The following is a 14,035-nucleotide window of genomic DNA, read 5'->3' as shown; positions in this document are numbered from 1 at the left end:
GGTCGGCAGCTGTCCGGCCGGCGGCGCCTCAGGCGGGTTGGCGGGTGTCGAGCGGGGGCGTGGGCAGGTCGCGCAGGAGCCAGGTGAGGACGTCGGGCAGGGCGCGCAGCGCCGCGAAGTGGGCGGCGGCCGGGTCGATGCTGGTGGTGGCCCCGGGGATGCGCCGGGCCAGCCAGCGGGAGTGGCCGACGGGGGAGAACACGTCGAGTTCGCCGTGCCACAGGAGCACCGGGCAGCGGATGTCGGCGGGGTCGAAGCCCCAGGGGCCGCTGAAGGCGAGGGCGTCGTCGATCCAGCCCCAGGCGGAGGTGCGCAGGCCCTCGCGGTAGTTGCGCAGCAGCATCGCCCGCAGTCCCGCGTCCGAGACGATCATGCGGTCGTTGGCGGTCAGCTCGCGGCGCAGTTCGTCCAGCAGGCGTCCGGGATCGCGGCGGATGCCGTCGGCGCGCGGGATCAGCCGGGCGGCCAGCTCCTCGGGGTCGTCGGAGGCGGTGGTGTACTCCCGTACGTTCGAGGCGGCCATCCCCGCGAACCAGTCCAGGTCCTCCGCGTCCCGGGGGGCGAGGGGGACCAGGGCCGCGGTGCGGGTGACCCGGTCGGGGAGCAGCGCGGCGCAGGCCAGGGCGCCGGGGGCGCCGCCCGAGCGGCCGGCGACCGTGAAGGTGTCCAGGCCGAGGGCGTCGGCGATGGCGGCGACGTCCTGGGCCACGTCGGCCACGGTGCGGCCCCGATGGCGGTCGGAGCCGCCGTAGCCGGGCCGGTCGTAGGCGATGAGCTGGGTCCGTCGCTGGTAGAGGACCATGCCCCGGGGGGCGGGGCCCAGACGGCTGCCGGGGGTGCCGTGGAGCAGGAATACGGGCTTGCCGTCCGGGTCGCCCCGACGTTCCGTCATCAGGACGCGTCCGTCGGCGGTGCGCACCTCTTGGCGCACGCGCTTCCTCCCTCACGTCGGTGCGGGCTGTCGGTCAGGGCGATTGTGCTCTTCCCCCGCGGAACGCGATAGGGCGCACTCCGCCGAAATTCTTGTGAAAGTTTTCACAAGCGCGCAGGGGTCTTTGGTCCTTGACCATCACCGCAGGTCATGAGGGTGCGGGAGGGGTGGTGAACGGCGGTGAACGGTCCTGCGACCCCCCGGGTCAGGGCCTTTTCGGCGCCGCCGCTTCCGCTTTCGGGTGTCGAATGGAGACATCAGGAAAAGGTCGAAATGAAGGAGTCCTGCCATGCGGGCCAACGAGATGGTGGACGGACTGGTCCAAGGGGCGCTGGCGGCGCTCGGCCGGTTCGAGTCGTTCAACCAGGAGCAGGTCGACCACATCGTCAAGAAGGCCTCCCTCGCGGCGCTGGGCCGGCACGGCGACCTCGCGCGGCTCGCCGTCGAGGAGACCGGGCGAGGCCTCTTCGAGGACAAGGCGGTCAAGAACCTGTTCGCCTGCGAGCACGTGGTGAACTCGATGCGCGGGCTGCGGACCGCGGGCGTCATCCGTCGCGACGAGGTGAACGGCATCACCGAGATCGCCGAACCCGTCGGCGTCGTCTGCGCGATGACCCCGGTCACCAACCCGACCTCGACCACCCTCTTCAAGGCGCTGATCGCCCTGAAGACCCGCAACCCGATCATCTTCGCCTTCCACCCCTCCGCGCAGAACTGCTCCGCCGAGGCCGCCCGCGTCGTGCGCGACGCCGCGATCGCCGCCGGCGCCCCGGAGAACTGCGTCCAGTGGATCACCGTCCCGTCCATGGAGGCCACCGCCGCCCTGATGAACCACCCGGGGGTCTCCACCATCCTGGCCACCGGCGGCAACGCCATGGTCAAGGCCGCCTACTCCTGCGGGAAGCCGGCCCTGGGCGTCGGCGCGGGCAACGTCCCCGCCTACGTCCACAAGAGCGCCAAGCTGGGCCGGACGGTCCACGACATCGTGCTCTCCGCCCGCCCGGGCCGGCGGGACCCGGGCGGGCCCTTCGGCGTGCCCGGCGATCCCGACGGGGCGGAGCGCGCTAGACCGGCGGGACCCTGAGCGGGGTCGGGACCAGCAGGGCCGTCGCCGAGCGGGCCCGGGCCAGGGCGGTGGTCCGGTCGGCGCCGCGCTGGCCCAGCACCACGCGGGTGCTCAGCCCGTCCAGCAGGGCGAGCAGCTCCGAGGCCCGGGCGGGTACGTCCAGCGGGGCGAACCGGCCCTGTTCCACGCCCTTCGTCAGCAGCGCCTCCAGGTCCCGCTGCCAGCCCTCGTCGATCTCCTCCTGGGCGGCCTTGAGCGGCTCGTTCGAAGCGGTACGGGCCCACAGCTCGATCCACAGGGTCCAGCGCGGGTCGCGCGGGCCGAGCGGCAGGTACAGCTCCACGAAGAGGCTGAGCTTGCGCTGAACGGTGACCCGACGGTTCATCAGTTCCAAGCGTTCGGCGCCCAGTTGGGCCTCGCTCCAGCGCAGGGCCTCCAGCAGGAGCCGGTCCTTGCTGCCGAAGTAGTACAGGATGTGGCCGCCGCTGGTGCCGAGCCGCTCGGCGAGCGCGGACATGGTGAGCGCGGCCAGGCCGTCCTCGGCGATCGCCGCCATGGCCTCTTCCAGCATCCGCTCCTGGGCGATCCGCCCGTCGCGCCGCCGTGCCGCTCCAGCCACCGGTCCGCCGCCTCCCTGATCTTCCTGGCCCGACCTTATCCCGGACAGGGTCTTGACGGGGCCGCCGTCCAGCGCGCATCTTGAATGCCATTCAAAGACTTAGAACGTCATTCAAGGTTCATCGTCGAGTCAGGGGCCCGTCATGAGACAGCAGGAGCAGGAGCAGGGGAGCGCCGACGTCGACGAGGTGTTCCGGGTCGAGACCCACGGGATCGACCCCATCCCCGACGCCGAGCGGCACGGCAGCGCCAAGGACCTCTTCTGGCTCTGGTTCGGTTCCAACCTCACCTTCACCTACGTGATCAACGGCGCCCTCGCCGTGGCCTTCGGGCTCTCCTTCTGGCAGGCCACCGCCGTGGTCGTGATCAGCGGCCTGTCCTTCTTCGCGATCAGCGCCGCCGGCCTCAGCGGCATCCGCACCGGCACCGCCACCCTGGTCATCTCCCGCGCCGCCTTCGGGGTCCGCGGCAACTTCCCGGCCGGCGTCCTGAACTGGGTGGTGAGCATCGGCTACACCATCGTCAACACCGTGGTCGGGACGCTCGCCCTGGAGGTCTTCCTCGCCGAGGTCGGCCTCGGCGGCGGCACCGCCGTGCGCGCCCTGGCGCTCACGGTCACCCTCGCGCTGACCTTCGCCGTCGCCATGTGGGGACACGCCACCGTGCAGTTCGCCGAGCGGTGGATGGCCTACGTCCTGGCCGCCGGGTTCGGCGTCCTGCTGCTGTTCGTGCTGCCCGGCGCCGACACCTCCGCCCCGGCCGCGGCCCCCGGCCCGTCCGGGTGGAGCCTCGCCTTCGTCGTGATGCTCGCGGGACCGTTCTCGTACCTGCCGATGCCCGCCGACTACACCCGCTACCTGCCCCGGACGACCTCGCTGAAGTCGATCACCTGGATGGGCGCGCTGGGCGGCTTCGTCTCCTCCGTGGCCCTCGGCGTCGCGGGAGTCGCCGCGGCCACGCAGACCGACATGACCGACGCCGTGGCCGGGGCGGAGAGCCTGCTGCCCGGCTGGTTCCAGCCCCTGTTCCTGGCCCTCGTGCTCGGTGGCTCCGTCACCAACTCGATCATCACCCTCTACTCCTCCAGCCTGAACCTCCAGGTCCTCGGCATCCCCTGGAGCCGCGCCCGCGCCATCGTGATCAGCGCCGCCGTCACCGCCGCGGGCTCCCTGGCCGCCCTCTTCCTCACCGACTTCACCACCTCCCTGCTCTCCTTCCTCTCCCTGCTGATCATCGTGTTCGCCCCCTGGGGCGGGGTCTTCCTCGCCGACATGCTGATGCGCCGCTGCCGCTACGACGCCGAGGCGCTGCACTCCGGCAGCGAAGGCGCCTACTGGTACCGCTCCGGCTACCACCCGGCCGGCCTCGCCGCCCTCCTCGCCGGCATCGCCTTCTCCGCCCTGACCTGCGACTCCGCCCTGTGGACCGGGCCCCTGGTGGCCCCCCTCGGCGGTGCCGACCTCACCCTGCTCGGCGCGGTCGTCTCCGGGCTCACCTACTGGGCCCTGGCCCGGCGCGCGCCCTCGTACGCCCCGGCGGCCTGACGCCGCCTCCCCCTCCCCGTCCCACCCCTCTGCACAGGAGCACCACCCCATGGCACCGCAGCCCTTCCCCGCCGACCTGCTGCTCACCGGAGCCCGCATCCACACCGTGGACCCGGACCTGCCCGAGGCGGAGGCCCTCGCCGTGCACGACGGCCGGATCGTCTGGGTGGGCCCCGACGCCGGCGCCGCGGACTGGGCCGGCCCGGACACCGAGCGGATCGACGCCGGCGGGAAGCTGGTCCTGCCCGGCTTCATCGACGCCCACAACCACGTCCGGCTCGGTTCCGACGACGCCTGCGTCCAGCTGGCCGGCGTACGGACCCTGGAGGCCATCCTCGACCGCATCGGGACCTGGCGCGAGGCCCACCCGGACGCCCCCTGGATCGAGGCCGAGGCCTTCGACTACTCCGCCATCCCCGGCGGCCGGATGCCCTGCGCCGCCGACCTCGACCCGGTCACCGGCGACACCCCCGCGATCGTCCTCTCGTACGACGTGCACACGGCCTGGCTGAACACCGCCGCTATGCGCCGCCTGGGCGTCACCCGCGAACGTACCGACCTGCCCTTCGGCACCGCCGCGGTGGACCCGGAGACCGGCGAGCCCACCGGCTTCGTCAAGGACTTCGCGATCAAGGGGCTCTCCCGGGACGGCCACCGCGCGCTGCGCGACCTCGGCGTGCCGTGGGCCTCGCCCGACCGGCAGTACGGGCGCCTCGCCAAGAGCCTCGACGACGCCATCGGCTTCGGCATCACCACCGTCGTGGAACCGCAGAACTCCCTCGACGACCTGGAACTGTACGAGCGGGCCCGCGCCGAGGGTCGGCTGCGCTCGCGGATCGTCGCCGCGCTGTTCCACCCGCGCGGCACCACCGAGGCGGAACTCGACTCCTTCGCCGCCGCCGCCCGCAGGTACGCCGGGGACCGGCTGCGGGTGGGCCCGCTCAAGCTGTACATCGACGACGTGGTGGAGCCCCGTACGGCCGCCCTGCTGGAGCCGTACACCGGCTGCGGCAAGCATCGGGGCGAGACCTTCTACCCCGCCGAGGAGTTCGCGGAGCTGCTGGCCGGGCTGGACGCGCGGGGCTTCCAGTGCTTCGTCCACGCCACCGGCGACCGGGGCATCCGTACCGTCCTCGACGCGGTGGAGCACGCCCGTACGGTCAACGGCCCGCGCGACGCCCGCCACCAGGTCGTGCACGTGGAGTGCCTGGACCCGGCGGACGTGCCCCGCTTCGCGGAGCTGGGCGTGGTCGCCTGCATGCAGCCCCGGCACTGCGCCCCGGAGATCGCGGGCCCCGGCCAGGACTGGGCGGAGAACGTCGGCGAGGACCGCTGGCACAAGGCCTGGCCGATGCGCAGCCTGCACGACGCGGGGGCCGTGCTGGCCTTCTCCAGTGACTGGAACGTGGCCGAGATGGACCCCATGGTCGGCATCTACACGGCGGTGACCCGCCGCCCGCTGGGCGGCGGCGACCCCTGGCAGCCGGCCGAGACGGTGGACGTGCGGACCGCCGTCCACGGCTACACGATGGGCTCCGCCCACGCCAACTTCCTGGAGGCCGAACGCGGTTCGCTGACCGTGGGCAAGGCCGCCGACTTCGTCGTGCTGTCCCGCGACATCCTCGCCATCGCTCCGGAACGCATCCCCGGCACGGTCGCGGAGACGGTGGTGGTGGCGGGCGAGGTGGTCCACCGGGCCGCCGCCTGACCGGGGTCGCGGGCCGGGCGGGACGGGGTTCACGTCTCCGGTTGGTCCTCGGGACCGGCGGGGGCCGGGAAGCGGCGGTGAACCCGGCAGGCCGAGCGCCCCCAGCCGCGCCTGGGCGCCGGGCTCCATCCGCTTGACGGGGACGGCCTGCTCGGCCGGTCCCCGACGGTTGCGGAAGGCGGGTGGTTCACCGGCGCGGGGTTCCGTCGTCGGCGAACCGGGCGACGGCGGGGGAGTCGTCGTCGAGGCCGCTGCCCACGGCGGCTCCCGGCCGGCCCTTGCGGAAGGCCGCGCAGGCGATCGTGATCGCCGATCCGGCCACCGCCCAGGCCGCCAGCACCAGCATCGGCCCGCCCGCGCCGTTGCCCTTGAAGTAGGCGATGGACCGCGCGGCGTAGGTGCCGGCGCCCGGCGGCAGGGCCGGACCGATGGCGCTCCAGAACGGCGGGAGCAGGGGGTACGGGTAGGCGCCGCCCGCGCTCGGGTTGCCGAACACGACGACCAGCAGGATCGCCAGGCCGATGCCGACGACGCCCGCCAGCCCCTGGAGGGCCAGGGTGATCGCGCCGACCGCGAAGACGACCAGGGTGCCGAGGCCCCACAGGGCCATCAGGGAGCCGGGCAGCGCGTCCAGGACGGGGCCCGCGATGACCGCGCCGAGCAGCCCGGCGACGATCGCGTACGCGAGCAGCGCGCCGAGCCGGATGACCGCGCGGGCGGAGTTGGCGGGCCGGGCCCCGGCGCTGATCGCGAGGATCGCGGCGCACAGGTAGCCGCCGACGCACCAGCCGACGACGAGGTAGAAGGAGCTCAGGCCGCGCCCGTCACCCGTGGCGGACGGGGCCACGTCGGTGATCCGGACGGTGCGGCCCCGGCTCTTCTCCGCGAGGGCGACGACTTCCTCGATGGCCTGGGAGAGGGAGGCTCCGGCGCCGCCCGCGACGAGCAGCCGGTCGGTGGTGCCCTCCGGGTCGACGACCAGGGCGCCGTCCACGTCGCGGTTCTGGATCAGCCGGACGGCGTCCCTCTCGTTCGTGGCCACCCGGGTGTCGAGCGGCTTGCCGGGCAGCCCGTCGAGCTGTTGCGCGGTCCGCTGGGCGAGCGGCGCGGAAGGCGCCGCCACGGCGATCGGGATCCCGCTGGGCTTCGGGTGGTGGAAGGCCCCGATGTAGGAGGTGATGAAGGCCAGCTGGAGGGCCAGTACGCCCAGGACCAGCAGGGCGGCCCGGACGGTCACGGCGTCCTTGATCTCGGCGAGGAAGCTGCCGGGCGGACCCGGGTCGGTGCTCTGGGTGGGCTGGGTCATGCCTCCCACGCTCGGCGTGTCGGGGGCGCGGCGCAGCAGGGGAGGACCGAACGGATGACCGAACAAGTGTTTCGCACGAATATTCGAATTGCTCTATGGTGGAGAGCGGGGGACAGACCGAACGAGCCGGGGGGCATCGAAGGAAGCAGGAGGCCGCGGGTGCCTGGTTTTACGCATCTGCACACCGTTTCGGGGTTCTCCACGCGCTACGGAGCCTCCCACCCGGAACGGCTGGCGGAACGCGCCGTCGAGCGGGGCATGGACGCCCTCGCCCTGACCGACCGCGACACCCTCGCGGGCGCGGTGCGGTTCACCAAGGCCGCCGCCGCAGCCGGGATCCGGCCCCTGTTCGGAGTCGACCTGGCGGTGGCTCCGGCGGCGGACGCGGGGGGCCCTTCGGGCGATCCGGTGTCCGCGCCGGGCGGGACCCCGTACCGACGGCGCGTCCCGGTCAAGGGCGGGGCCTTCGTGGACGAGTCCGCCGCGCGCGCCGTCTTCCTCGCCCGGGACGGCGCCACCGGCTGGGCCGAGCTGTGCCGGATGGTCACCGCCGCGCACGCGGCGGACGCCGCCGCCGACCCGGGCGCCACCGGCACCGCCCGCACCCGGGCGCCGCTGCTGCCCCGGGAGGCCCTGCGCGGCGACGGGGTGTTCGTCCTGCTCGGCCCCGGCTCCGAGGTCGGCCGGGCCCTCGCCGCGGGCCGCCCCGACCGGGCCGCCCGACTGCTCGCGCCCTGGCGGGAGGTCTACGGGGACTCCCTGCGCCTGGAGGCCGTCCACCACGGCCGCGCCGGTACCGGCTCCGGCTCGCTGCGGTTGGCCGCCCGTACGGTCGGCTTCGCCGAGCAGCAGGGCGTACCGGCCGTGCTGACCAACGCCGTCCGGTACGCCGACCCCGGCCAGGGCCCGGTCGCCGACGTCCTCGACGCGGCCCGCCGGCTGGTCCCCGTCGACCCCCGCGGCCCCCACGACACCGGCGAACGCTGGCTCAAGGCCCCCGCCGCCATGGCCGAGGCCGCCGACCGGATCGCCGAAGCCGCCGGGCTGCGCCCCGCCGACGCCCGGCGCCTGCTCGCCCGTACCCGGGAGACCGCCGAGGCCTGCTCCGTCGACCCCGAGGGGGACCTCGGCATCGGCTCCGTGCACTTCCCCGAGGCCCGCCTCGTCGGCGCCGCCCACCGCACCGCCCAGCGGGTCCTCGCCTCGCGCGCCGCGGCCGGCATGGTGCTGCGCGGGCACGCCGGCGAGCGCGCGTACTGGGACCGGATGCACGAGGAACTCGACGTCATCGCCCACCACGGCTACGCCTCGTACTTCCTGACGGTCGCCCAGGTCGTGGACGACGTGAGGGACATGGGCATCCGGGTGGCCGCCCGCGGCTCCGGCGCCGGCTCCCTGGTCAACCACCTCATCGGCATCGCGCACGCCGACCCCGTCGCGCACGGCCTGCTGATGGAACGCTTCCTCTCCAAGCGCCGCCGCGTCCTGCCCGACATCGACATCGACGTGGAGTCCGCCCGCCGGCTGGAGGTCTACCGCCGGATCATCGCCCGCTTCGGCGCCGAACGCGTCGCCACCGTCTCGATGCCCGAGACCTACCGGGTCCGGCACGCCATCCGCGACGTCGGCGCGGCCCTGTCCATGGACCCGGCCGCCGTCGACCGGCTCGCCAAGGCCTTCCCGCACATCCGGGCCCGTGACGCCCGCGCCGCCCTGGAGGAACTGCCCGAACTGCGTTCCGTGCGCGCGCAGTCGTACGGCCGGCTCTGGGACCTCGTCGAGGCGCTGGACGGACTGCCGCGCGGCACCGCCATGCACCCGTGCGGGGTGCTCCTCTCGGACGCCTCGTTGCTCGCCCGCACCCCCGTCGTCCCGACCAGCGGGGAGGGCTTCCCCATGTCCCAGTTCGACAAGGAGGACGTGGAGGACCTCGGGCTGCTCAAACTCGACGTGCTGGGCGTCCGCATGCAGTCCGCGATGGCGCACGCGGTCGCGGAACTGCGCCGGGAGACCGGGCGGGAACTTGACCTGGACGACCCGGCGCAGCTGCCGCCGGGCGACCCGGCGACGTACGAGCTGATCCGCTCCGGCGAGACGCTGGGCTGCTTCCAGATCGAGTCCCCGGGCCAGCGCGACCTGGTGGGGCGGCTCCAGCCCGCCACGTTCCACGACCTCGTGGTCGACATCTCGCTGTTCCGGCCGGGACCGGTCGCCGCCGACATGGTGCGGCCCTTCATCGAGGCCCGGCACGGGCGGGCCCCCGTCCGCTTCCCCCACCCGGACCTCGCCGACGCGCTGCGCGAGACGTACGGGGTGGTCGTCTTCCACGAGCAGATCATCGAGATCGTGCACGTCATGACCGGGTGCGGCCGCGACGAGGCGGACCGCGTCCGGCGCGGGCTGTCCGACCCCGGCTCGCAGGCGCGGATCAAGGTCTGGTTCGCGGCGGCGGCCGGCGGCCGCGGCTACGCGCCCGAGGTGATCGCCCGCACCTGGGAGATCGTCGAGGCCTTCGGCAGCTACGGCTTCTGCAAGGCGCACGCGGTGGCCTTCGCCGTGCCCACCTACCAGTCGGCCTGGCTCAAGACCCACCACCCGGCGGCCTTCTACGCCGGACTGCTGACCCACGACCCCGGCATGTACCCCAAGCGGCTGCTGCTGGCCGACGCCCGGCGCCGGGGGGTGCCCGTGCTCCCGCTCGACGTGAACCGGTCGACGGCCGCCCATCGAATCGAACTGGTGTCCGGTCCGCCGGAGCGGTGGGGGCTCCGGCTCGCCCTCTCCGACGTCCACGGCATCAGCGAGGCCGAGGTCGCGCGCATCGAAGCCGGACGACCCTACGCCTCCCTGCGCGACTTCTGGGACCGGGCCCGGCCCGGCCGCCCGGTCGCCGAACGCCTCGCCCAGGTCGGCGCCCTGGACTGCTTCGGCGCCAACCGCCGTGACCTGATGCTGCACCTGGCGGAACTGCACGGCGCCCACCGCGCCTCGGGCTCCGCAGGCGGCGGGAGCACCCAACTCCCCCTGGGGGGAGGCAGGTCCACCGCCCGCGTCGGCCTGCCCGACCTCGGCGACGCCGAACGGCTCAGCGCGGAACTCGGCATCCTCGGCATGGACGCCTCGCGCCACCTCATGGGCGACCACCACGCCTTCCTCACCGAACTCGGCGTCACCCCGGCCCGCCGGCTGCGGGACACCGACCACGGCCGGACCGTCCTGGTCGCGGGCGCCAAGGCCGCCACCCAGACCCCGCCGATCCGCTCCGGCCGCCGCGTCATCTTCAGCACCCTCGACGACGGCACCGGCCTGGTCGACCTCGCCTTCTTCGACGACAGCCAGGAAGCCTGCGCGCACACCGTCTTCCACTCCTTCCTGCTCCTCGTACGAGGAGTCGTGCAGCGGCGCGGACCGCAGAGCCTCAGCGTGGTCGGCGCCGCCGCCTGGGATCTCGCCGCCCTCGCCGAACTGCGCGCCGGCAGCGGCCTGGAAGCCGTCACCGCCCGGCTCGCCGAACCCCTGCCCCAGGGCTCCGGCGACTCCGGCGACTCCGGCCGCCGCATCCACCTGCCGACCGGCTACGAGATGAACCCGTGGGCCGACCTCCGCCCGCCCGGCGAAGGCGCCGCGACCGGCCGCAAGTTGTGGCACTCCAGCCCCGGGAGCGCCGGATGACCGCGATCCTCCACGTCCGCTGCGCCCCCGCGCTCCCCGAGCGGGGCTACCGCGACGTCCTGGACCTGCTCCGCGAGTTCTCCCCCCTCGTCCAGGCCCTGCCGCCGCGCGCCGCCCTCGTCCAGGCGCGCGGCGCCCAGCGGTACTTCGCCGCCGACGCCCCCCGCATCGCCGAGGTCGTCCGGCTGCGCGCCGTGGCCCGCCTCGGCACCGACGTGCGCATCGGCGTCTCCACCACCTGGGCCGTCGCCGCCACGGCCTCCGCGCGGATCCCCGGATCCGGCGGGATCCTCGCCGTGCCCGCGGACGAGGTCGCCGCGTTCCTCGCGCCGCTGCCCGTGGAGGAGCTGCACGGACTCGGGGCCCGGCAGGCCGAAGCGCTGCGCGGGTACGGGCTGCACACGGTCGGGGCGCTCACCCGGGTCCCGCCCGGAGTCCTGGAACGGATCCTCGGCAAACGGGCCGGCCGCACCGTCGCCGAACGCGCCCGCGGCGTCGACCCCCGCCCCGTCACCCCGCGGGACCTGCCCGCCTCCGCCGTCGTGCGCACCCGCTTCACCCGGCAGGAACTCGACGGCCCCCGCACCCGGGCCGCCCTGCTCGCCCTCGTGGTCCGGCTCGGCGCCGGCCTGCGCGAACGCCGGCAGGCCGCCCGCTCCCTTGGCCTGACCCTCCACTTCGCGGACGGCACCCGCTGGGAGAGGTCCCGGCGGCTCACCGAGGCCTCCGCGCACGACGAGGACCTGCGCACCCTCGCGTACCGCCTGATGTACGCGGCGGGACTCCAACGGGCCCGGCTGACCGGCATGACGCTGCGCGCCGAGGACCTCACCGGCGCGGCCGGGGTCACCCGGCAGCTCTCCCTCGACCCCGTCCGCGAATCCCGCCTCACCGTCGAAGCCGCCGTCGACCGGGCCAACGCCCGCTTCGGCCCGGGCACGGTCAGGCCGGCGTCCACCTTCCTGGCGGATCACGTCCCCGGGGTGGTCGCGGCCTGACTCACAGGTCTTCGAGCATCAGCCGGGCCGTTTCCGTACGCAGGGACGTGGTCTGGGCCTGGATCAGGTGGAACTGCGCCTCGCGGGAGAGCCGGCCGGCGGTGTGCCCGTACTGGATCGCGCGGCCGCCCGTCACGGCCACGCAGGTCGCGGCGGCCCGCACGGCCAGGTCCAGCGCGGCCGCCCGCAGCGCGAGCCGCTCCGCCGCCCCCTCGCCCGGCGGGAGTTCGTCGCGCAGCGCGTACGCCCGCGCCCGCAGCCCGGCCGTCCGGCGGGCGACCCGTACGCCGAGGTCCTCGTACGGGGGCGACGCGAGCAGGAAGTCGGCGGTGGCCCGCAACTGGCCGAAGACCGCGGGCTGGGCGTCGGCGTTCTCCAGGTCGTACGCCCGGATCCAGTCGGCCCGCGGTTGTCGGCCCAGCACCCGGGCGTCGGGCACGTGGACGTCGCGCAGCTCCACGGAAGCCGTGTGCGTACCGCCCATCGCCCACAGCGGGGCCCCCGCGACGGTGGTCATGCTCCCGTCCGATGCCCGGTCGACCAGCGCGAGGACCACCTCGTCGGAGGCGGTGACGGCCCCGACGAACAGGGAGTCGGCCGCCTCCCACCCGGTCACCCAGGGGGCCCGGCCGGCCAGCCGCCACCCGCCCGGTACCCGTTCGGCGGTGACCGGCGGGCGCGGGTGGCGCAGGAAGGCGAAGCCGGCCGTGGCCCGTCGGGTGCCACCGGCCAGCGCGGGCAACCATTCCTCGCGCAGCGCGGCGCCCACCGGGCCGTCCGCCGCGAGCAGCGCCTTGGCCAGCGGAACGTGCTGGGTCCACACGAACCACGTCGACGGGTCCACCGCCGCCAGCACCTCGTGCACCTCCCGGCCCACCTGACGCGGTGTCAGCTCGCTCCCCGGTGCCGGTTCGTATCCGATCAGGCCGTACGCGCCGCAGGCGGTCAGCGCCTCCAGGTGCCCGGCGGGCACCCCCGCCCGGGCCGTCCGCTCCGCCTCGGGCCGCAGGACGCGTACGGCGGTCTCCGTGACGGCCGCGACCAGCGGATCGGCCGCCAGGGCCGGGGGAGCGGCGAGTTCGGTACCGGCACCAGGGGCCCTCTGCATGGCCGTGCTCACCTCAACCGGGGGTTCGGGGGCGCCCATTGTTCCCGAGCGACACCGGAGAAGTACTCGACACGCGATTTTTTACCGACGCGTAACTTCCCTGTCTTGCTACTCGCCCGTAATTTAACGACAGCAGCCCCACCTTGTGATCCGGATCACGGGCCGAACCCCCACGCATTCCCCTTGACCCGCAAGGAGATCACACGATGCTGCCCTGGAGACGCCTGCTCCGCCCGCTGGCCGTCCTCACCCTCACCGCCGCCGCCCTCGTCGCCCCCACCGGCGCGGCGCAGGCGGCGCCGACCGCACCCAGCAGCGGCTGGAACAACTGGTCCTGCAAGCCGTCCGCCGCGCACCCCCGCCCCGTCGTCCTCGTCCACGGCACCCTCGGCAACTCCGTCGACAACTGGCTCGGGTTCGCGCCGTACCTCGTCCACCGCGGGTACTGCGTCTACTCCCTGGACTACGGACAGCTCCCCGGCGTGCCCTTCTTCCACGGCCTCGGCCCCATCGACAAGTCGGCCGGCCAGCTCGACGTCTTCGTCGACAAGGTCCTCGCCGCCACCGGCGCCTCCAGGACCGACATCGTCGGCCACTCGCAGGGCGGCATGATGCCGCGCCACTACCTGAAGTTCCTCGGCGGCGCCGCCAAGGTCAACGCGCTCGTCGGCATCGCCCCCGACAACCACGGCACGACCCTCCTCGGCCTCACCCAACTCCTCCCGTACTTCCCCGGAGCCGAGGACCTGATCAGCACCGCGACCCCGGGCCTCGCCGACCAGATCGCCGGATCCCCCTTCCTGACCCGGCTCAACGCGGGCGGCGACACCGTCCCCGGCGTGAAGTACACCGTGATCTCCACCCGGTACGACCAGGTCGTCACCCCGTACCGGAGCCAGTTCCTCGACGGGCCGAACGTCCGCAACGTCGTGCTCCAGGACCTGTGCGCCCTGGACTTCTCCGAGCACGTCACCATCGCCCTGACCGACCGACTGACCTGGCACGAGGCGCTCAACGCCCTCGACCCGGCCAACGCCGAACGGACCACCTGCGCGTCGGTCTTCGACTGACGCGCAGGTGGTCC

Annotated in this window: 9 protein-coding genes and 1 pseudogene; 6 read left to right on the top strand and 4 right to left on the bottom strand. The window is 74.2% G+C overall.

Annotation, left to right across the window (positions count from 1 at the left end; all coding sequences use genetic code 11):
• Positions 1-28 precede the first annotated feature (28 nt).
• The gene (locus AB0D46_RS12820) at positions 29-931 is read right to left on the bottom strand and encodes an alpha/beta hydrolase (protein ID WP_362877338.1); all 903 of its coding nucleotides are present in this window, start codon (positions 929-931) and stop codon (positions 29-31) included.
• Positions 932-1,235: 304 nt separating this feature from the next.
• Between AB0D46_RS12820 and AB0D46_RS12815 the strand changes: the two are divergent.
• Positions 1,236-1,925, top strand: a pseudogene (locus AB0D46_RS12815) (aldehyde dehydrogenase family protein); the annotation flags it as partial.
• A 70-nt stretch (positions 1,926-1,995) separates the two neighbouring features.
• On the opposite strand, the gene AB0D46_RS12810 reads toward AB0D46_RS12815, so the two are convergent.
• A complete protein-coding gene (locus AB0D46_RS12810) occupies positions 1,996-2,616 on the bottom strand; it encodes a TetR/AcrR family transcriptional regulator (RefSeq protein ID WP_362877337.1) in 621 nt (206 codons plus the stop codon).
• Positions 2,617-2,758: 142 nt separating this feature from the next.
• Here AB0D46_RS12810 and AB0D46_RS12805 point away from each other — a divergent pair, with 142 nt between their 5' ends.
• The gene (locus AB0D46_RS12805; RefSeq protein WP_362877336.1) at positions 2,759-4,159 is read left to right on the top strand and encodes a cytosine permease; all 1,401 of its coding nucleotides are present in this window, start codon (positions 2,759-2,761) and stop codon (positions 4,157-4,159) included.
• A 49-nt stretch (positions 4,160-4,208) separates the two neighbouring features.
• Entirely contained in the window at positions 4,209-5,867 is a 1,659-nt protein-coding gene (locus AB0D46_RS12800; RefSeq protein WP_362877335.1) for an amidohydrolase, read from the top strand.
• 187 nt (positions 5,868-6,054) lie between these two features.
• On the opposite strand, the gene AB0D46_RS12795 is transcribed toward AB0D46_RS12800, so the two are convergent.
• Positions 6,055-7,173, bottom strand: a complete 1,119-nt coding sequence (locus AB0D46_RS12795) for a DUF3533 domain-containing protein (protein ID WP_362877334.1) — start codon at positions 7,171-7,173, stop codon at positions 6,055-6,057.
• Positions 7,174-7,332: 159 nt separating this feature from the next.
• Between AB0D46_RS12795 and dnaE the strand changes: the two genes are divergently transcribed.
• Together dnaE and AB0D46_RS12785 are read left to right on the top strand one after the other, a co-directional pair.
• Entirely contained in the window at positions 7,333-10,845 is a 3,513-nt protein-coding gene (gene dnaE / locus AB0D46_RS12790; RefSeq protein WP_362877333.1) for a DNA polymerase III subunit alpha, read from the top strand.
• A complete protein-coding gene (locus tag AB0D46_RS12785; RefSeq protein ID WP_362877332.1) occupies positions 10,842-11,843 on the top strand; it encodes a hypothetical protein in 1,002 nt (333 codons plus the stop codon). The genes dnaE and AB0D46_RS12785 overlap by 4 nt, the downstream gene beginning before the upstream one ends.
• A gap of 1 nt (position 11,844) precedes the next feature.
• On the opposite strand, the gene AB0D46_RS12780 is transcribed toward AB0D46_RS12785, so the two are convergent.
• On the bottom strand, positions 11,845-12,951 hold the full coding sequence (locus AB0D46_RS12780) for an acyl-CoA dehydrogenase family protein (protein ID WP_362877331.1): 1,107 nt from the start codon (positions 12,949-12,951) through the stop codon (positions 11,845-11,847).
• A gap of 206 nt (positions 12,952-13,157) precedes the next feature.
• Between AB0D46_RS12780 and AB0D46_RS12775 the strand changes: the two genes are divergently transcribed.
• Positions 13,158-14,021 carry an alpha/beta fold hydrolase gene (locus AB0D46_RS12775; RefSeq protein ID WP_362877330.1) on the top strand — a complete coding sequence of 288 codons (864 nt, stop codon included), beginning with the start codon at positions 13,158-13,160 and terminating at the stop codon, positions 14,019-14,021.
• The last annotated feature ends 14 nt before the right edge of the window (positions 14,022-14,035 follow it).

Source organism: Streptomyces sp. NPDC048383, assembly GCF_040651775.1.
GTDB lineage: Bacteria > Actinomycetota > Actinomycetes > Streptomycetales > Streptomycetaceae > Streptomyces.
Note: the sequence above shows the minus strand (reverse complement) of the source record. Positions and strands in the feature narration are given on the sequence as shown.